This window comes from Streptomyces sp. SID10853 (assembly GCF_010548145.1).
In the GTDB taxonomy this organism is placed as follows: domain Bacteria; phylum Actinomycetota; class Actinomycetes; order Streptomycetales; family Streptomycetaceae; genus Streptomyces.
The window spans coordinates 1-18939 of sequence record NZ_JAAGLN010000135.1 but is presented as its reverse complement, the minus strand read 5'-3'; the positions used below and the strand labels follow the sequence as shown (position 1 = coordinate 18939).

18 protein-coding genes and 1 pseudogene are annotated in these 18939 nt (G+C 67.0%); 15 read left to right on the top strand and 4 right to left on the bottom strand.

Annotated elements, in window-relative coordinates; genetic code table 11:
- Positions 1 to 887, top strand: an 887-nt coding sequence (locus tag G3I19_RS23215; protein WP_164265620.1) for a dihydrolipoamide acetyltransferase family protein, incomplete at its 5' end; no start/stop codon positions are given.
- Positions 888 to 976: 89 nt separating this feature from the next.
- Here the strand turns inward: G3I19_RS23215 and G3I19_RS23210 are convergent.
- Positions 977 to 1684 carry a TetR/AcrR family transcriptional regulator gene (locus tag G3I19_RS23210; RefSeq protein WP_164265619.1) on the bottom strand — a complete coding sequence of 236 codons (708 nt, stop codon included), beginning with the start codon at positions 1682 to 1684 and terminating at the stop codon, positions 977 to 979.
- Positions 1685 to 1808: 124 nt separating this feature from the next.
- Here G3I19_RS23210 and G3I19_RS23205 point away from each other — a divergent pair, with 124 nt between their 5' ends.
- Positions 1809 to 2927: an NAD(P)/FAD-dependent oxidoreductase gene (locus tag G3I19_RS23205; protein ID WP_164265618.1), complete on the top strand. Its 1119-nt coding sequence runs from the start codon at positions 1809 to 1811 to the stop codon at positions 2925 to 2927.
- A gap of 25 nt (positions 2928 to 2952) precedes the next feature.
- Here the strand turns inward: G3I19_RS23205 and G3I19_RS23200 are convergent, their stop codons facing one another.
- The gene (locus tag G3I19_RS23200) at positions 2953 to 3348 is read right to left on the bottom strand and encodes an ATP-binding protein (protein ID WP_164265617.1); all 396 of its coding nucleotides are present in this window, start codon (positions 3346 to 3348) and stop codon (positions 2953 to 2955) included.
- A gap of 233 nt (positions 3349 to 3581) precedes the next feature.
- Between G3I19_RS23200 and G3I19_RS23195 the strand changes: the two genes are divergently transcribed.
- A complete protein-coding gene (locus tag G3I19_RS23195; RefSeq protein WP_164265616.1) occupies positions 3582 to 4463 on the top strand; it encodes a helix-turn-helix transcriptional regulator in 882 nt (293 codons plus the stop codon).
- Between the two features lie 3 nt (positions 4464 to 4466).
- A pseudogene (locus G3I19_RS37645) lies at positions 4467 to 4628 on the top strand (DUF397 domain-containing protein); the annotation flags it as partial.
- A gap of 106 nt (positions 4629 to 4734) precedes the next feature.
- Here G3I19_RS37645 and G3I19_RS23185 read toward each other — a convergent pair.
- Entirely contained in the window at positions 4735 to 5709 is a 975-nt protein-coding gene (locus G3I19_RS23185; protein ID WP_164265614.1) for a Bro-N domain-containing protein, read from the bottom strand.
- A gap of 450 nt (positions 5710 to 6159) precedes the next feature.
- On the opposite strand from G3I19_RS23185, the gene G3I19_RS38130 reads away from it, so the two are divergent.
- From G3I19_RS38130 to G3I19_RS23135, 10 genes are all read left to right on the top strand, one after another.
- The gene (locus tag G3I19_RS38130; RefSeq protein ID WP_275402768.1) at positions 6160 to 6291 is read left to right on the top strand and encodes a hypothetical protein; all 132 of its coding nucleotides are present in this window, start codon (positions 6160 to 6162) and stop codon (positions 6289 to 6291) included.
- A gap of 571 nt (positions 6292 to 6862) precedes the next feature.
- A complete protein-coding gene (locus tag G3I19_RS23175) occupies positions 6863 to 8086 on the top strand; it encodes an argininosuccinate synthase (protein ID WP_164265613.1) in 1224 nt (407 codons plus the stop codon).
- Positions 8083 to 9105: an ornithine carbamoyltransferase gene (locus G3I19_RS23170; protein ID WP_164265612.1), complete on the top strand. Its 1023-nt coding sequence runs from the start codon at positions 8083 to 8085 to the stop codon at positions 9103 to 9105. Before G3I19_RS23175 ends, G3I19_RS23170 begins: the two co-directional genes overlap by 4 nt.
- Positions 9102 to 10544: an argininosuccinate lyase gene (gene argH / locus G3I19_RS23165; protein ID WP_164265611.1), complete on the top strand. Its 1443-nt coding sequence runs from the start codon at positions 9102 to 9104 to the stop codon at positions 10542 to 10544. The genes G3I19_RS23170 and argH (G3I19_RS23165) overlap by 4 nt, the downstream gene beginning before the upstream one ends.
- A complete protein-coding gene (locus tag G3I19_RS23160; protein ID WP_164265610.1) occupies positions 10541 to 11323 on the top strand; it encodes a phytanoyl-CoA dioxygenase family protein in 783 nt (260 codons plus the stop codon). Before argH (G3I19_RS23165) ends, G3I19_RS23160 begins: the two co-directional genes overlap by 4 nt.
- A 70-nt stretch (positions 11324 to 11393) precedes the next feature.
- Complete coding sequence (locus G3I19_RS23155) at positions 11394 to 12572, top strand: ATP-grasp domain-containing protein (protein WP_164265609.1); 1179 nt, start codon at positions 11394 to 11396, stop codon at positions 12570 to 12572.
- Between the two features lie 53 nt (positions 12573 to 12625).
- Positions 12626 to 13813 carry an ATP-grasp domain-containing protein gene (locus tag G3I19_RS23150; protein WP_164265608.1) on the top strand — a complete coding sequence of 396 codons (1188 nt, stop codon included), beginning with the start codon at positions 12626 to 12628 and terminating at the stop codon, positions 13811 to 13813.
- An 84-nt stretch (positions 13814 to 13897) separates the two neighbouring features.
- Positions 13898 to 15310 carry an argininosuccinate lyase gene (argH, locus tag G3I19_RS23145; protein WP_343235183.1) on the top strand — a complete coding sequence of 471 codons (1413 nt, stop codon included), beginning with the start codon at positions 13898 to 13900 and terminating at the stop codon, positions 15308 to 15310.
- Positions 15310 to 16515 (top strand): MFS transporter, encoded by a 1206-nt coding sequence (locus tag G3I19_RS23140; protein ID WP_203599991.1) that lies wholly within the window; start codon positions 15310 to 15312, stop codon positions 16513 to 16515. The genes argH (G3I19_RS23145) and G3I19_RS23140 overlap by 1 nt, the downstream gene beginning before the upstream one ends.
- Before the next feature lie 161 nt (positions 16516 to 16676).
- Positions 16677 to 17642 (top strand): fatty acid desaturase, encoded by a 966-nt coding sequence (locus G3I19_RS23135; protein ID WP_239074710.1) that lies wholly within the window; start codon positions 16677 to 16679, stop codon positions 17640 to 17642.
- A gap of 79 nt (positions 17643 to 17721) precedes the next feature.
- Here the strand turns inward: G3I19_RS23135 and G3I19_RS23130 are convergent, their stop codons facing one another.
- Positions 17722 to 18195 carry a carboxymuconolactone decarboxylase family protein gene (locus G3I19_RS23130; protein WP_164265606.1) on the bottom strand — a complete coding sequence of 158 codons (474 nt, stop codon included), beginning with the start codon at positions 18193 to 18195 and terminating at the stop codon, positions 17722 to 17724.
- Between the two features lie 185 nt (positions 18196 to 18380).
- Between G3I19_RS23130 and G3I19_RS23125 the strand changes: the two genes are divergently transcribed.
- Positions 18381 to 18830 (top strand): pyridoxamine 5'-phosphate oxidase family protein, encoded by a 450-nt coding sequence (locus G3I19_RS23125; RefSeq protein ID WP_164265605.1) that lies wholly within the window; start codon positions 18381 to 18383, stop codon positions 18828 to 18830.
- Positions 18831 to 18939 lie beyond the last annotated feature (109 nt).

Sequence of the window (18939 nt, the reverse complement as noted above, 5' to 3'; positions counted from 1 at the left end):
AGCTGGCCAAGGACATCGGCATCGACCTGACCACGGTCGCGCCGACGGGCGCGGACGGGGTCATCACCCGCGAGGACGTCCACGCGGCCGCCGCTCCTGCGGCGCAGGAACCGGCGCCGCAGGCCGCCGCGGAACCGGCTGCGGCCGCCCCGGCGGTGGCAGCCCCTGCGGTCTCCTCCGACGCCGCCCGGGAAACCCGTATCCCCGTCAAGGGCGTACGGAAGGCCACCGCGCAGGCCATGGTCGGCAGTGCTTTCACCGCGCCGCACGTCACCGAGTTCGTCACGGTGGACGTCACCCGCACGATGAAGCTCGTCGCCGAGCTGAAGACCGACAAGGCGTTCGAGGGGCTGCGGGCCAACCCGCTGCTGCTGATCGCCAAGGCGCTGCTGGTCGCGATCAAGCGGAACCCGGAGGTCAACTCCGCCTGGGACGAGGCCGCCCAGGAGATCGTCCAGAAGCACTACGTCAACCTGGGCATCGCCGCGGCCACCCCGCGCGGCCTGCTCGTCCCGAACATCAAGGACGCGCACGCCAAGACGCTGCCCGAGCTGGCCCGTTCGCTCGGCGAGCTGGTCTCGACGGCCCGCGAGGGCAAGACCTCCCCGGCGGCGATGCAGGGCGGGACGGTGACCATCACCAACGTCGGTGTCTTCGGCGTCGACACCGGTACGCCGATCCTCAACCCGGGCGAGTCCGCGATCCTCGCGGTCGGCGCGATCAAGCTCCAGCCGTGGGTCCACAAGGGCAAGGTCAAGCCCCGCCAGGTCACCACGCTGGCGCTCTCCTTCGACCACCGCCTGGTCGACGGTGAACTCGGCTCGAAGGTGCTCGCGGACGTCGCGGCGATCCTGGAGCAGCCGAAGCGGCTGATCACCTGGGCGTAGCGGTGTGAACAGCCGAACGGCCCCCGGACGCGGTGAGCGTGTCCGGGGGCCGTTCGTTGTCGCGGTCCGTGGGCCCCGAGCCGGGGCGGTTACGTGGTGGGCCGCGCCGCGGTGATGCCGGTGAGGACGAGATCGATCCCGGCCAGGAACTGTTCGCGGTCGTCGTGCCCGCGCATCTGGCCCGCGACGGCCCGGGTGAACGGGTAGTCGTCGGGGTCGAGCTGCTCCCACGCCGTCGACACGGAGTCGAGGAACTCGTCGCGGTCCACGCCGAGCCCGGGAGCGGGGCCGCTCGCGCCGTTCGCGGCGTTCTGCCCCGCGGCTCCGAGGATGTAGTGCATCAGCGCGGAGGCCGCTGTGAACCAGCTGCTTTCCGGCACTCCCAGCGCGCGGACCTGCCTGCCGATGCTCTCGAAGATCCGCGGTGCCACCGCACGCCAGGGGCTGCGGGCGAGCTGTACGGCGAGCTGGGCGGCCAGCCACGGGTGCCGGTCGGTCGCGTCGAACAGGCCGAGCGCGACGGCGTGGATCCTCGCCTGCGGTGAGTCCGGGGTCTCGGCGGGCTCGATGGCGAGCGCCTCCGCCACGACGGCGTCGGTCGTGGCGTCGAGCAGCTCGCTCTTGTTCGCCACATGCCAGTAGATCGCCCCGGGCCCGGTGGCCAGACGCCTGCTCAGCGCCCGGAAGGTCAGCCCGCTCTCGCCCTCCGCGTCGAGCAGCTCGACGGCGGTTTCAACGATGCGCTCCCGCGAGAGCGGCTGTCCTCGTCGCTCCGGACGGCGGGTCCTGGTGGCCATGCACACATCCTGACACACGACTGGAACCCCGTTCCAGGTTGACATCTCTGGAACGGTGTTCCAGGCTGATGGTGGAACGACGTTCCAGAGTATGTGGCAGCTTTCCGGAGATGAAGGAGTCACCATGACCACGCACGTCACGATCATCGGCGCCGGGCTGGGCGGCCTGACCCTCGCCCGCGTCCTGCACGTCCACGGCATCCCGGCGACCGTCTACGAGGCGGAAGCCTCGCCGCTGGCCCGCGCACAGGGCGGGATGCTCGACATCCACGAGGACAACGGCCAGCCCGCGCTCCAGGACGCGGGCCTGATGGACGAGTTCCGCGCCCTGATCCTGGAGGGCCGGGAAGCGACGCGGATCCTCACCCCGGACGGGGCCGTGCTCTTCGACGACGACAGTGAGCGTGGCCGCCCCGAGGTGCTCCGCGGTGAGCTGCGCCAGATCCTGCTCGACTCGCTCCCGGCCGGGACCGTCCAGTGGGGCCACAAGGTCAGCCGCGTACGCGCCCTGGGCGAAGGCCGCCACGAGGTGACCTTCGCCGACGGCACCACGGTCGCCACCGGCCTGCTGGTCGGCGCGGACGGCGCGTGGTCGCGGGTCAGGCCGCTGCTCTCCGGTGCGGTGCCCGCGTACACCGGCACGTCGTTCGTCGAGACCTATCTCTACGACGCCGAGACCCGGCACGCGGCCACCGCGAAGGCGGTCGGCGGCGGATCCCTCGCCGTGCTCGCGCCCGGGAAGGGGATCCAGGCCCACCGGGAGAACGGCGGGACCCTCCACACCTATGTGGCGCTCACCCGGCCGCAGGACTGGTTCGCCGCCATCGACTTCACCGATTCCGCCGGGGCGGCCGCGCGGATCGCCGCCGAGTTCGCCGGCTGGGCGCCGGAACTCACCGCGCTGATCACCGACGGCGAGACCGCTCCGGTCCTGCGTATCCTCAACGCGCTGCCGGCCGAGCACCGTTGGGACCGGGTGCCCGGGGTGACCCTGCTCGGCGACGCCGCCCATCTCGCGGCCCCGAACGGCGAGGGCGCCAACCTCGCCATGTACGACGGCGCGGAACTGGGCAAGGCCATCGCCGCGCACCCGGACGACATCGAGACGGCCCTGTACGAGTACGAGCAGGCCCTGTTCCCGCGCAGCGCCGAGGCGGCCAGGGACGGCGAGGCCCTTCACGAGATGCTCTACGGGGACAACGCGCCCCAGGGCCTGATCGACATGTTCACCGGACACGAGTAGGCCCGGCCGGTCCTCGGCCCCGCCGCTACCCGGTTTCCAGGTCGAGCTCGGCCCAGACGGCCTTCCCGACGGTCAGGGTCTGTACGTCCCAACGCGCCGCGACCGTATCGACGATGAGCAGCCCGCGCCCGAACTGATCCCCCGGCTCGGCGACCCGCGGCACCGGCAGCCGCTCCCCGCGCGGATCCGTCACCGCGATCCGCAGGGCCTTGCCGCCGAGTGTGACGTCGACCCGGAACAGCCGGTCCCGCAGACAGCCGTGCAGTACGGCGTTGCCGCAGAGCTCACCCGCCACGAGTGCGGCGTCACCGGCGAGTTCGGGATGACCCCAGTCGGCGACGAGCGAGGCGACACGTCTGCGCGCCAGGGGCACGCTGCGCGGGTACGGGGGGTAGCTGACCTTGTCGTGCCGGACGGTCATGACACGTGCCTCCTCATACGGATACGAGTACGGCGGTGGCATCGCCGCGCCGGCCGGGCAGGCCGGAGCGGTGCACTTCCGCCAACTGGCGCCGCTGTGCGAGCGGTTGAGTACTGACCGTAGCGGTGTGACTCGCTGGGCAGCAAGTTGTTCGGGCAGAAAAATCTCTGCCCTTGTTGTGCTGCGCCCGAGGCGCCAGCAAACTGAAGCGAATTGCGGGGAAGGGACAGCACATGGCCGGTACGAGTCCTGACCGAGGCAGGACGGTCTCCACCGTCCTGGGACGACGTCTCGGGGGTGAGCTGCTACGTATGCGCGAGGCGAGCGACCTGCGCCAGTCGCACGCGGCTGACGCGCTGACGGCGTCCGTCGCGAAGGTCGCAAAGATAGAGCGCGGACTCGTGCCGGTACGCGATCCGGACATCCGGGCGCTGTGCCACCTGTACGGCAACGAAGACCCGGAGGCCGTCAACCGCCTGCTGGCGCTTGCCAGGACGGACCGGGAGCGACGCAAGGCGCATGGATGGTGGAACCAATACCCGCAGCTCCAGGCGATGGGCGAGTACGTGGCGCTGGAGGACATCGCGACCCTTGTGCGTACCTGGCAGCTGGCCGTCGTTCCTGGGCTGCTCCAGACCGCCGACTACGCGCGCGCTCTCGCGGTGGGCAATGGCTCGTGGTCCGACCTTGCCGAGATCGACCCGTTCGTCGAGTCCCGTATGGCGCGCAAGGCGCGACTGGAGGGAGAGAATCCGCTGGAACTGTGGGCGGTCATCGGTGAGGGCTGTCTGCGACAGCTCGTCGGTGGCCGGGAGGTGATGCGTGAGCAGCTCGCTCATCTGCTGGAAATGACGCAGCAGCCCCACGTGAAGTTGCAGGTGGTGCCCTACCTCGCCGGTGCACACCCGGGAATGACCAGCGCTTTCACGATTGTCTCGTTCGCCGAACCGGGCGCGCTCGATGTGGTGCACATGGATACCACGTCGACCACTCTGTGGTTGGAGGGCGATACTGATTCCGCGCATCACGGGCAACTGTTCGAGCGGATTAGTCGGTTGGGGCTGGCTCAGCGCAATTCGGTGAGGCTGGTAGAGAGCATTCTCAAGGAGCTGTAGCGCGTGACCCCGTTCGAGTTCGTGAAGTCCAGCTTCAGCGGGGGCAATGCCGGACAGGAGTGCGTCGAGGTGGCGCTCAACGTCCCCGGGGTCGTCGCCGTACGGGACTCGAAGGTCGTTGCGGGGCCCGTGATCTGCTTCGGGCCCGCACTGTGGGACGCGTTCCGTAGCCACGTCGCGGACGGCGACGTACTCCCTGGGCGGCCTGCGGAGGGGGCATCCGTGATCCCTCGTCGCGGAAGCTCCCCTCCGGCATGAGCCGCCGCTGCTTCTACGGGCGGTTCAGGACATAGACAGGCACCCCGTCCCCCGACGCTCCCGTGGGGTGGATGCATGCGTGCTTGCGCATGAACCGCAGGCACTCGTTGACGCGGTTCGCCGAGAGGCCGGTCTTCGCTGCGATGGATTCCAGGGGCATGCGCAGCTCACCGTTGGCGGCGAACAGCGGGGCGACGGCGAGTGCTACCGCCCACACGTCCTCGGTCACCGACATGCGAGCCTTCCAGTCGGCCAGGACGGCCTCCGCGGTCGGGCGGGAGGGGCGGCCGTCCGGGATCTCCGGATTGGCGGGCAAGGCCCCGAACCGGTCCGCGATCAGTTCGGCGGATCGTGCAGTGGTCTGTTGTGCCGCGAGCATCTCCCGCTGTATCGAAAGAGATTCGCGTTGGAGTGCGAGGTGTTCCCTCTCCATCGCGAGGCGTTCACGCTGTACGGACGCGAACTCCTCGTCCAGCCGTATGGTGCGCTCCTCAAGGCGGACGATCGCTTCCACCATCTGTTCCGGCATGGCGTACGCCACTGGGGCCGTCGGCTCGGGTGGCTGAATCTCTGCTGTCGGGAGACGGTAAGAACCGGTGCGCTGGATGGTCTGGACAACCTCCGAGACCCACTCCTTAAAGGGCTGGCACGACGGCTTCGTACTCCCGTTGACGAGCAGGATGAGCCCCTGCAGGTCGATGACATTCAGGTCTCGGCGCCACTCTCTACCTGCGGGAATGCTGAGACCGTAGGCTCCAGCTACGGTCTCGATAATGTCTCGGTGCCTATCTGGGACGTGATCGCGCACCGCCGTCCGAGAGTTGCTGTACCCGAGCTCCCGGCAGACATCCACCGCCGGGAACCAATGAGATCCGTCCGGCATGGTCAGTCTTCGCAGGCGCGTTCCCGTCGCTCCGTAGACGAAGTCGCTGATGTCCATTGCCTCGGCCCGCGTCCGCCTGTCGGGCTGTGTGCTCTGTTGGTCCATAGGAACCACCTCCACGCGGAACGTAAAGCGGCGTAAATGGAATATGCCAGCTCAGGATGAGATGTTCATGATTGCGAGTGAATGTCCTCGAAAACGCTGCGGATCGGATGCGTTTGAGCGTTTCGGCACTGATCCTGCCGCGGGCGACGCGTTTCGTGGGATGGCCGGCGCGAGGCCCGCGCCGCAGGAGCCGCGGGTTCCGCCCGAGGAGGGGAGTCGCATCGGATCTCGCACCGGATTCGTGTTCTTCTGCTGACCGTCTCGCTGCTGGTCGCGGGCGGCCCGATGTCAGCCGTACCGGCTTCCGCCGTCATCGGCGGGGCGCGGCGCGAAGGCCGACATGGTGCTGATCAAGGTCTCGCCGATGAAGGTCGGGGCGGCCGGGCTCGCCACGGCGGGGGCTCATCCGGGCCGACTTGTACGGCCGGCGGTGACTCCGGAGGCCCGGTGATGACCATCGGCCCGCGCGGCAGCGAACAGCTCATCGGTGTCTTCTTCGGCTCCGGCCGGGCGGAGTTCGCCGGGGCCGGCGAGGTGTCCCAGCAGCTCAAGTGGATCCACTCGGGCATCGACCGGCACTGAGTCCCGCGGATACCCGTACGGCACGGTGTGCCGCAGAGGTCACCCGCCAGGAGCGCGGCGAGGCGGCTCTCAGGCAACTCGTCTGCCGACAGGCTCGGTTCGGGCTTCACGGATCGGCCGTGGACGGCGTATCCGGTACCGCGTGCTCGTACGATACCGAGTGCCATCTATGCATAAATGTGCCTTATGCTGCATGTGTACTCGACGGGTGGGCGTGATACGCACCTTGCCGGTCTCAAATGCTGATATGCCATTGACGCCTCGTCAGACTCAATGGTCCATATTTTTCGGGGCAATCAACCCTTGTGCAGGCAACTCGCCCTTGGCTGTCTCGTATTCCAAGACGATCCCTTTTAGCTCTTGCCAGGTGTATGAGTATTCATTCAGCCTAATTCTCCGGGAGGTCGGCCGAGCTGAGGCTGCCTCCGGGCGACGAGACGTTACGGCCGGCTGTCGTCGTGCACGGGGGGATGTGAAATGAGGCCGTGAGTAACTGATGCCCCCCAGTCCGTACTGATTCGTCCGTATTGCGGTGAATCGCTACCCAGTAACGCTGAGGGAGATTTCAGGTATGAGCAAGCCACGCAAGATCGTCCTCGCCTTCTCGGGTGGACTCGATACCTCGGTCATTCTCAAGTGGCTCCAGCTCCAGTACGAGGCGGAAATCGTCACGTTCACCGCTGACCTCGGCCAAGGCGAAGAGCTGGAAATCGCCAGGGAGCGAGCCCTCGCTCTCGGCGTCAAGCCCGAGAACATCTACATCGAGGACCTCAGGGCCGAACTGGTTTCGGACTTCGCATTCCCTATGTACCGCGCGAATGCCGCGTACGAGGGCAACTACCTGATGGGAACCCCCATCGCCCGGCCGCTCGTTGCCAAGCGGCAGATCGAGATCGCACGTGAAGTGGGCGCTGACGCGGTCGCACACGGTGCGACGGGCAAGGGGAACGACCAGCTGCGCTTCGAGCTCGGCTACTACGCGCTCGCACCGGACATCCAGGTGATCGCGCCCTGGCGGGAGTGGGACATGGCGGGCCGGGCGCAGCTGATCGAGTTCGCCGACCTGCACGGCATCCCGGTGGCGAAGGACAAGCGCGGAGGCGCGCCGTACTCCGCGGACTCCAACATGCTGCACATCTCGTGCGAGGGAAAGACGCTCGAAGACCCCTGGCTCACCCCCGAGGACGACGCCTGGGTCCGGACCAAGTCACCGGAGGACGCCCCCGACCGGCCGACCACGATCGAGGTGGAGTTCGCGAAGGGCGACCCGGTCGCGATCGACGGCGAGGCACTGGACCCGGTAGCGCTGCTCACTCGTCTGAACGACCTCGGCTCGGAGAACGGGATCGGCCGGGTCGACATCGTGGACACCCGGTACGTCGGAATGAAGTGCCGTGGTCTCTTCGAGACCCCCGGCGGGACCATCTGGCTCCAGGCGCACCGTGCCGTCGAGTCGATCACGCTCGACCGTGGTGAAGCGCATCTCAAGGATGAGCTGATGCCGCGCTACGCGGAACTGATCTACAACGGCTACTGGTTCTCCCCTGAGCGGGAAATGCTGCAGGCGCTCATGGACAAGAGCCAGGAGCGTGTCACGGGCACCGTGCGGCTGAAGCTCTACAAGGGGAACGTCATCGTGGAGGGCCGTAAGAGCCCGAACTCGCTCTACAGCCAGGACCTGGTCACCTTCGAGGAGGGCGGCCCGTACAGGCAGGACGATGCCACCGGCTTCATCCGGCTCAACGCCCTGCGGCTCCGCCGGCTGGGCACCGTGATCAAGGACGGTATCGCGTGACGCAGAAGCAGTTGCTCTCCATCGAAGACCTCACGGTGTCCGACGTGCAGGACGTGATCGTGGTCGCCGATGCGCTCGAACAGCACAAAGAGCGCTTCGGCCGGCTTCCCGGCCTGCTGCGCGGCAAGTGCATGGGCATGATCTTCGACGAGACATCGCTCCGGACACGGACCGCGTTCGAACGGGCGATCGGGGATCTCGGTGGCCAGGCGATCCACTACAACGGCGCGGAAGCCCGTATCGGACGCCATGCGGCGAAGACGGAACACTTGCCGGACTTCGTGAATGTCGCGGGCCGGTTCAACGACGTGCTGCTGAGCCGGATCTACGACTTCGCGATCCAGGAACAGATCTGTGAGCTGTCCCCGGTTCCGTTCATCAACGGGATGTGCGACCAGCACCATCCGACGCAGGCGCTCTGTGACTTCCTCACGATAAAGCGGCAGTTCGGATCCATGGCGGGAATCAACGTCGCCTTTGTCGGGGACGGGACGAACATCGCCCTTTCCCTCGCGCAGACCGCTGCCAAGGTCGGTGCGCGCTTCACCTGTGCGACGCCCGAGGACATGGCGCTGCCGGTGGACCAGACCGCCCACCTGGCCGGATTCACCGCCACGACCGACGCACGGGCCGCCGTCAAGGACGCCCACGTGGTGGTCGCCGACGCGTGGATCCCGATGAACAAGGCCGATGAGGCCGATGCGCGCCGCGCCCGGCTGGCGCCCTACCGTGTCACGCCCGGCCTCATGGCCGGGGCGCGGCCGGACGCCGTCTTCCTCCACAACCTGCCGGCGTACCGGGGTGACGAAGTCGTGCCCGAGGTCATCGACGGACCGCAGTCGATGGTGTACCCGGAGGCCGTCGCCAGGCTGCACATCGCCAGAGCGCTGCTGCTGTGGTGCCTCTACTCCGGTTGGGCGGAGCTGGTGGCGGCCGCCACGGATGCCGGCCGGGCCGATGGGTTCGACCGGTACCTGGACCAGCTCGACCGGCGTTCCACCGAGCGGAGCTTCTCGTGAGCGCTGACCAGAGGGCGCTGGCCGCGGAGCGCATGGCGGCGATCGGATCGACGGCGCACTACGACCGGCGGCTCGCCCTGTACGACATCGCCGCGTCGCAGGCGCACGTCACGATGCTGCTGAAGCAGGAGATCCTGCCGGCGGCCGCGGCGTCCGGGCTGCGGCGCGAACTGGAACAGCTCGCGGTCCGGATAGCAGCGGACGACGAACCGCTCGACCCGGAAGCCGAGGATGTCCACACAGCGGTGGAGGAGTATCTGGAGGCGCGGCTCGGAGCCGATGCGGGCTGGCTGTCGACCGCGCGCGCCCGCAACGATCTCGCCGTGACTGCGCTCCGGCTCTGGATCCGCGACCAGGTGACCGGACTCGGCGCGAGACTGCTGGCGCTGACCGGGGCACTGGTTGAACAGGCCGAGAAGCACCCCGCCACGGTCATGCCCGGCTTCTCACATCTGCAGATCGCCCAGCCGCTGTCATTCGGGCATGTCTGTCTGGCCTACGCGGAGACATTTCTGCGCGATGTCGAGCGGCTGTCCTTCGTGCGCGCTCTGCAGGACGAGTGCCCGATGGGATCCGCGGCCCTGGCCGGCACCGGCTTTCCGGTCGACCGGGACCTCGTGGCGAGGACCCTGGGATTCGAGGGACCGACGGCCAACTCCCTGGAGAGCGTGGGGGACCGCGGTTTCGCACTCGATTTCCTGAGCGCCGGTGCCTCCGTGGCCCTGAACCTCTCACGATTCGGCTCCGAGATCGTTTTCTGGTCGTCGCAGCCGGTCGGCCTGATCTCGCTCCCCGACGAGTTGGTCAGTTCCTCCTCCGCTCTGCCGCACAAGCGGAATCCCGATGCGGCAGAGCTGATGCGCGCCAAGAGCGGCCGGGTGCTGGGCAATCTCCATGCGCTCCAGACCGTGGTCAAGGGGCTGCCGCTGAGCTATTTCAGGGATCTGCAGGAGGACAAGGAGCCTCTGTTCGACACGGCGGACACGCTGACGCTTTCGCTGGACGTCGCCATCTCACTCGCGACCCTGATGGAGCCGAAGGCCGACGCGATGCGCGCGGCCGCCGATGTCGCCTTCGTCACTTCGAGTGATCTGGCGGACTGGTTGACGCGTGAGCGGGGGATTCCCTTCCGCGAAGCCCACCATCTCGTGACGAAGATGGTGCGGCTGGCGGAAGAACAAGGTTGTGCACTTGCCGAGTTGTCGCTGGAGTCACGCCGCGCCATCGACGCGCGACTCGCGTTTCCTGAGTATCCGGACATCACTGTCGAGGGGTCGGTCGCCTCCCGCGACAGCCAGGGCGGAACTGCGCCGAACCGTGTCCTGGAGGCTGCCGCGCGGATCCGCACAAGGCTCGCCGAATTCACGGTGCGGCTCGCGGACCTGCAAACCGTCGGACATCCGGAATCCATCGAACAAGAAGTGGGGGACAGGCGTTGACCGGTGCGGAAGATCTCGCTGAGAAGAAAGAGCAGTACTGGAAAGACGGATACACCGTCCTGCGCGGTCTGTACGGACCCGATGAGATAGAGAGTTTCCGGAAGGAATGTGATCGGCTCTGGAACCTCGACGGGCTTGATGACGACCTCAATCTGCGTACGGAGTTCCGGCGCGGCCCCGACGGGCAGTACGCCTTCGACCGACTCGACCCGGTCCTCGACATCTCACCGACGCTGTCGGAGGCCGCGACACATCCGGAGTTGATGAAGGCGCTTGCGGCCGTGCTCGGTGGCTCAGCCGAACTGCTGAAGTGCAAGCTGATCCGCAAGGAACCGGGCGTCAATGGCTACGCCGCACACCAGGACTTCCTGTACTGGAAGTGGCTCGAAACCCGCCCGGACCTGCTGTGCACGGTTGTCGTCAATCTCTATCCGAGCGACCGGCGCTCGGGTGGGATCGAGTTCTACCGCGGCAGTCATCAGGAGCTCATCCCCGGTCCTGCGGAGAATCCCGAAGGGGATTGCGACACGAACCGCCTCGATGCGGCCGCGGTCGATGCCCCCGCACTGGATGCCGGTGACGTACTGGTATTCCATTCGCTGACTCCGCATTTCAGCACCCGCAACGACAGCGAACTCCCGCGGACAGTGCTGCTCCCGTCGTACTGCGTCACCGATGAGCCGGGGCTCTACCAGAAGTACTACAGGCGAGAGATCACGCGACGTTGCGAGGAACTTGTCGGATTCGAGCGGTATTTCGCGCGCAACGAGGGGCTGTGAGTGACGCCGTACACCCGATGTCTGCTCCGCGACCGACTTTCCGCCCCGACCGTCCCAAAGGTGTGTGACCATGCATATTCTGTTGCTGCATCCAGTTTCTGACTGGTCGCTGGATCGCGTCGCAGCGATCTGTGACCGTGAGGACTGGCGGCTCACGATCGTGACGATCGAGGAGTCGACGGTCGCGGACCATGTCACGACGCTGCACGAGTGGATCAGAGTGCCCGCGTTGTCGGACTCTCCTCAGGAACTACTGGCGCAGATCGGGTCGCGGCGATTCGACGCGGTGGCCGCGGGCAATGAGTTCGCGGTCATCGCGGCGGACGTGCTGGCGGGTGAACTGGGGCTCTATCACAACGATGTCGCCAGGATCCGGGCCTCCCGGAACAAGGCGCTCATGCGGGAGATGTTCGCCGAGTACGACGTTCCGCAGCCGCGCACCATCGGCAGGCTGTCGTCGGTCTCCGGGAATCGTGAGTTCGACTGGCAGGGCGTCGCCTTCCCCGTGATCGTCAAGCCCGTCGACATGGCCATGAGCCTTTTCGTGCGCAAATGCGACTCGCGGGACGAAGTGGAAGCGACGCTGGCGAAGATGTCGGTGTTCAAGACGTCACGGCTGACCAACTACGCGTTCAGCGAGGACGCGCTGGTCGAGGAGTATGTGCCGGGGCCCGAATTCAGCCTCGAATGTGTTGTGCAGGACGGCAAGGCTGTCGTGCATGCGTTGACGCAGAAATTCTCATCGCCGCTTCCGGCGTGCTACGAGATCGGGCATATCTCGGGCGGCGACATACCCCCGGAACATCAGCGGGAACTGCTCGCGGCGACCGAGCGCATCGCGTCCGGCTGGGGCATGGCGCAAGGTGTGATGCACGTGGAGTTCAAGATGACTCCCGAGCGGATCAGCATCATCGAGGCCGCCGCCCGTCCTGCGGGGGGCCACGTACCGGAGCTCGTCGAGCTCCAGCACGGGCTGTCCCTTGAGGACGCCTACCTCCGCGCGCGAGCCGGCCTGGACTGGAAGCCGGATCCGGGTGAGCCGCTGGGCTCCTGGTACGGCATCCGCTTCCACTTCGACGAGCGGTCCCCGGTGACCCGGCCCGACAGCGTCGCTGTGGTCCGGGTCCACGATGACGCGGGCGGAGTTGTCGCAGGCGCGGAACCCTTCTCGGTGAACCGGCGTACGGGCTTCACCTTGCTGAGGAGCGAGTCGTTGAAGGACCTGGACGGTTACATCCGGGCGACATGAGCCTCACCCGGGCTGGTGGAACTGGCGGACGGTGAGGGTGAAAGGCATTGATCATGGAGAATCCGAAGCAGGTCATCATCGTGGGTGGCGGCCCCGGGCTGTGCGATCGCGTACGCCTGCTCGGCGCGGACATCACTCTGGTGGACACACCGGACGGGTACGACGCGGCGCTGATTCCGAGCGTGCGGCGCACTGTCCTGACCGACTACGACGACCCGTCACTGATACCGATGCTGCGGGCCCTCCACCGCGAGACTCCCTTCAGCGCCGTGCTCTCCCTTACCGAGAAGGGGCTGCTGCCCGCGGCGCGGATCGCGGAGCACCTCGGGATCGGAGCCCTTTCGCCGGACGTGGTCGGCCGTACGCGAGACAAGTCCGCCATGCGCGCGTGGCTGCGGGACAAGGCGTTCTCCACCGTCGCCTGCGCCGTCGTGCGGGACGCCGACGATATCCGTGATTTCGCGGGCGACCACGGATATCCGGTGATTGTGAAGCCGCGACACGGCAAGGGAAGCGAACATGTGCGGTGCTTCCGGCTGGCCGAAGAGGTGGTGATGCCGCCCGCTATCACCGACGACTACATCGTGGAGCCTTTTCTCTCGGGCCCGGAATTCTCGGTCGAGGCGTTCAGCTGCGACAACGACCACAAGGTAGTGGCGATCACTGCCAAGTTCACACAGAAGGACGATCCTGAGAACCCGTTCGTGGAGACCGGGCACGTCGTTCCGGCGCCGGTGGAAGCGGATGTCTCGACCGCGATCACGGAATACACGTCCGCCTTCCTCGACGTCATGGGAATCACCGACGGCTGTACCCACACAGAGCTGCGAATGACGGCCTCGGGCCCCGAAGTCATCGAGACGCACACGCGGGTCGGCGGGGACTCGATTCCGACCCTCGTCAGGCAGGCCACCGGACACGACCTGCTGGACCTCCTGGTGCAGTGGTCCCTCGACCGGACCAGGCCAGGAGCCCCCGCCCCCACGGCCGCCGGCGCTGCCGCGATCCGGTTCTTCACGCCGCCTCCGGGGAGAGTCGCCGGTATCAGCGGGGTGCAGCGGTGGCAAGGGCTGCCCGGTGTACTGAAGTTCCACCTTCCGCTGAAGGCCGGGGACCGTGTCCCGTCGGTCCAGGACTCCCGCACACGAGCCGGCTATGTGCTGACCACAGCTCCGACCGCCGCACAGGCGATCGAGATATGCCGGGAGGTCATCTCGGGGGTCCGGATCGACGTCAGGTAGTGTGCTGCCGCAGATTTTGGCGGCACTACTTTCTCTCTTGCCAGAATTATTTTTTCTCTTCATTTCAGGAAGGCGGCGCAGAACGTGCGCGACGAAACGAGTAAGAGCAGCGGGCTGATCCGGGGCCGTTTCGGTGAGGGCATGTCCGAGGTGATGGAGCAGATCAATGCCTCCATCGGCTTCGACCAGCGCATGGCCATGCAGGACATCGACGGGTCGATCGCGCATGTCACGATGCTCTGCGAACAGAAAATCATCTCCGAAGAGGACGCAACGGCCATCAAGGACGGCCTGGAGGTGATCAGGACCGAAATCACCGACGGGAAATTCGCGTTCTCGGTCGAGCTGGAGGACATTCACATGAATGTCGAGTCCCGGCTGCATGAGCTGATCGGTGCCGCGGCCGGCCGACTGCACACGGCCCGGAGCCGCAACGACCAGGTGGCCACAGGCTTCCGCCTCTGGGTGCGCGACGCGAACGACCGTGCGCTGAGCCTGGTCCAGCAGCTCATCGAGGTACTGGTCGAACAGGCCGCCGAGAACACGGCGACGATCATGCCGGGCTATACGCATCTCCAGAGCGCGCAGCCCGTGTCGTTCGGTCATCACCTGATGGCGTATGTCGAGATGTTCGGGCGCGACCACGGACGTCTGAGCGACTCCCGCGCGCGAATGAACGAGTCCCCGCTCGGGGCGGCGGCGCTGGCCGGTACGTCTTTCCCGATCGACCGCGAACGCACCGCGGAACTCCTGGGGTTCGCCCGGCCGATGCGCAACTCGCTGGACGCGGTCTCGGACCGCGACTTCGCCATCGAGTACCTCTCCGCCGCGTCCATGTGCATGACGCATCTCTCGCGGCTGGCGGAGGAGATCGTGCTGTGGATGTCGCCGCAGTTCGGCTTCATCGAGCTTTCGGACGCCTGGACGACCGGTTCCTCCATCATGCCGCAGAAGCGCAATCCCGATGCGGCCGAGCTGGTCCGGGGCAAGACCGGACGCGTGCACGGCTCCCTCTTCGGACTTCTCACGGTCATGAAGGCGCTTCCGCTGACCTTCTCCAAGGACATGCAGGAGGACAAGGAGCGGACGTTCGACGGTGCGGACACCTTCGAGCTCTGTCTGAAGGCCACGATCGGCATGATCGGCGACATGAAGCCGCGCGTCAGCGAGATGCGGGCAGCGGCAGGCACCGGCCATGCGACGGCCACTGATCTGGCCGACTGGCTGACCGGTGTGCTGGGGATGCCGTTCCGGGAGGCCCACCACATCACGGGCCGGCTGGTGCGGTTGGCGGATGAGTGGGGGGCCGGCCTGGACGAGCTGTCCCTCGAGCAGATGCGGGAGGTCGACGCCCGTATCAACGAAGGTGTGTTCGCGGTCCTCGGTGTGGAGGACTCGGTGACCTCGCGCCGCAGTCTCGGCGGGACCTCACCGGAGTGTGTGGCCCGACAGGCCGCTGAGTGGCGGGACCGCGTCGGGCAGCTGCGCGTCGAATGATGACCTACCGCGAGATATTCGGGATCCGTGAGTTCCGCGCGCTGTTCGTGGCCCGCCTGTTCACGATGACAGGTGTCGTGCTCTCCAGCCTGGCACTCGGCACCGTGATGTACCACGAGACCGGCTCGCCGTTCCTGACGGCGATCTCTCTCTTCGGCGGACCACTCGTGCAACTCATCACCGCGCGCTATCTGTTGGCCTCGTCGGATCTACTGCGCCCTCGTACAGCGATGATCTTCATGGCGAGCGTGTCGACAGCCACCGCCGCAGCGCAGACGCTTCCCGGTCTGCGCTGGTGGATGCGGTTCCTGATTCTCGCGGGCGGTTACGTGGCGATGGCCGCCACGTCGGGCACCGTCATCGCGCTGTTGTCGGACATCGTGCCGAGGGACGCCTTCGTACTGGCCCGCGCCACGATGAACATCACCGTCGGTGGTATGCAGATCATCGGCAACGGCGTGGGTGCGGTGCTGCTCGCCCTGGTGTCGCCCTCCTGGCTGTTCGGGATCGCGGCGATGGTGAGCATCACCGCAGGCGTCATGGCGCGGACCGGGCTGTCCGACCGGCCGCCCCGTGCCACGGGCAAGATCGTCGAACGCAGCCGCCGCGTCAACCGCGAACTGCTCACCTCGCCCGTCATCCAGCCGCTCTACTTGATGATGTGGGTGCCCAACGGCCTGGTCGTGGGGTGCGAGGCGCTGTTCATCCCGTACGCGAGGGACCACGCCGGATACCTGCTCGCTGCGGGCGCGGTCGGGATGCTGGCCGGAGACATCGCCGTGGGGCGCTTCATCCCCGAGACGCTGAGGGACCGGCTCATCCTGCCGCTCCGCGCGCTGCTGGCGGTGCCCTTCCTGGTGTTCCCGCTGGAGCCACCGGTACCGGTGGCGGCGGTACTGGTCGGAATCTCCGCCTTCGGCTACTCGGCCTCGCTGCCGCTGCAGGAGCGGCTGGTGGGGAAGACCCGTGCAGAGGTGCACGGGCAGGCGTTCGGCCTGTCCAGCACGGGTCTGATGGTGGGGCAGGCCCTGGGGGCCGTGCTGGCCGGCGGCATCGCCCAGCTGTTCGCCGGCGCACGCTCGGTGGGCTGGGCGATGGCCACCATGGCCGTGATGTCACTGCTGGTCACCTTGGTGTTGCGCAGGGGGCTGCAACGGTCGGACGGCCGCGAGGCCCACGACTGTCCTGAGCCCGAACAAGCCTGAACCTGCATTTACCTGAGCCCGAGGGCCCGAACCTGAACGTTCGTTGCCCCGGGCTGTCCTGAAGCTGCCCTGGCGCCCGTCTGTCGTCGTACCGGACAGGGCTGTTCCGTCTTGCCGCCACGCACGTCCGAAACTCCTCGGCACCACCACTCACTCTTCCGATGAGGATCACCGAAAAACAGGGGGTAACGATCCAAATGGCCCAGACCGCGATATCTCCACAACTGCTCTTTCAACGGGCAACCGTTCGCCGCAAGGACGAAGCCGTTTTCTTCGGCAAGATTGCCGTACTCGCGACCCTGGTCGCAGGCGGCATGCTGCTCGCACTCCAGCCCTCGTATCCGGCCGCCGCGTGCGGTGTGGTGATCCTGGGAGCCGCGTACACGCACGCAGTGGAACTTCAACACCAGTGCCTGCACCATTCGGCATTCCGGAATGCGCGGATGCACAGGCTGGTCGGTGTTCCGCTGGGTATTCCGATGCTGGTGTCCTACAGTCATTATCGGGTACGGCATCTCCAGCACCACCGTTTCCTCGGAACGCCGGAGGACACGGAGTTCTTCGGGTTCGACACCCGTAAGCCGCTCACGCTGGGTGCTCTGTCCAGGGGACTTTTCGATGTGAGCCGTATCGTCGGTGTGGTGCGTGACGTCGCCGCGTGTGTGACGGGCCGCTGGCAGTACGACATGGGGCAGATCGCGCCGAAGAGCCGCAAGGCGATCGTCAGTGAGTACCGGTGGTTCGCGATCGCGGCCGTACTGCTCGTAGCCATCAGCGCCATGGGTGGTGGGCCGCTCGTGCTGCGGTTGTGGCTGCTTCCCTTTGTCGTGGCGATGCCGATGCATTTCCTGGTGGAACTTCCCGAACACATCCTGTGCGACACCGAGAGTGTCGACGTACTGCGCAACACCCGCTCGATAACGGGCAGTTGGATTACGACGTGGTTCACCAACGGGAACAACCTGCACATCGAGCACCACGCCGCGATGAATGTGCCGATCAACCGGCTCCGCGAACGTCATGCCGAGGCGCAGGGGTTCGCGCTGAACTGGCAGCGCTCCTACTCCGAGTTCTTCGGGATCGTGCTGCGAGAGGTTTGGAAGAACAGGAAAGAAGCGAACCGGTAGAGAAGCGGACCGGTGACGGTGCGCTTGTAGTGGAGGTCCGCTGGAACGCTGCGGGGCAGCCTTCCAGCGGACTTTTCCGTCAGCCGAGCATGCCGGGCTGGTAACTGCCGCCGGGCTGACGGTTGATGACGTTGCCCCGGTTGAAGGCGTTGATGACGGCGATCTGGCCGACCAGGGCGGCGAGCTGGTCCTCGTCGTAGTGCTTGGCCGCGTTGGCCCAGACCTCGTCCGAGACGCCGCCGGCCGCGTCGGCGAGGCGGGTGCCCTGCTCCGTCAGCTCCAGCGCCGCGCGCTCGGCCTCGGTGAAGACGGTGGTCTCCCGCCACGCGGCGACGAGATTGAGGCGGAGAGCGGTCTCACCGGCAGCGGCGGCGTCCTTGGTGTGCATGTCGAGGCACCCGCCGCACCCGTTGATCTGGCTCGCACGGATCTTCACCAGCTCCTGCGTCGCGGGAGGCAGCGACGAGTCGGTGATCGCCTTGTTCGCCGCGATGATGTGCTTCCAGACCTTGGCTGCGACCGGGTTGTCGAACATGTTCATACGGGCACTCATGGCGTGCTCCTCTGTCGTTGTCATGGTCGATGTCGGTACATCGATGCCTGCACTGGTAACGACGGGGCGGCCCGCCCCGATGTGACATCCGCGCACACCGTGGCAGCGGACGTAGGCCGAAAGTCCGCTGCGGGCGGGGCCGGGGGCCGAGGCGGGGTGGTGGCCGCGCGGGCTGGAATGGGCCGATGAGCACCCTGAAGCGTCCCGCCGATCCTGTCGATCCCGCCGATCCTGTCGAGCCCGCCGAGCCCGCCGAGCCCGTCCTCCTGGAACGTCTGGCCACCGAGCGCCATGTCTGGCTGTGCGGTGTCCGCCCCGACGGGTCACCCCATGTGACACCGGTGTGGTTCGTCTTTCTCCGGGACAGCTGGTGGATCGGCGTGGACAGCGGCTCGGTGAAGGTGCGCAATCTCCGGGAGAACCCCCGGGTGTCCCTGGCGCTGGAGGACGGCCGGTCCCCTGTCGTCGCGGAGGGCGATGTACGCCTCCGCGAGGACGGGTTCCCCGCGGAAGTGACGGCCGCGTTCGCCGCGAAGTACTCCTGGGACGTCACGGTCCCGTACCGCCAGGACGGCGGGCGCGTACTGCTGCAGGTCCAGGTCAGGCGCTGGCTGCTGCGCGGGGTTGCGCAGTGAACACCGCTGGGGCCGTACTGCCCGCGGAGTGAAGGCCGGCCCGGCCCGCCCCGCCCTGCCCTGCCCGCCCCGCCCTGCCCTGCCCGCCCCGCCCTGCCCTGCCCGCCCC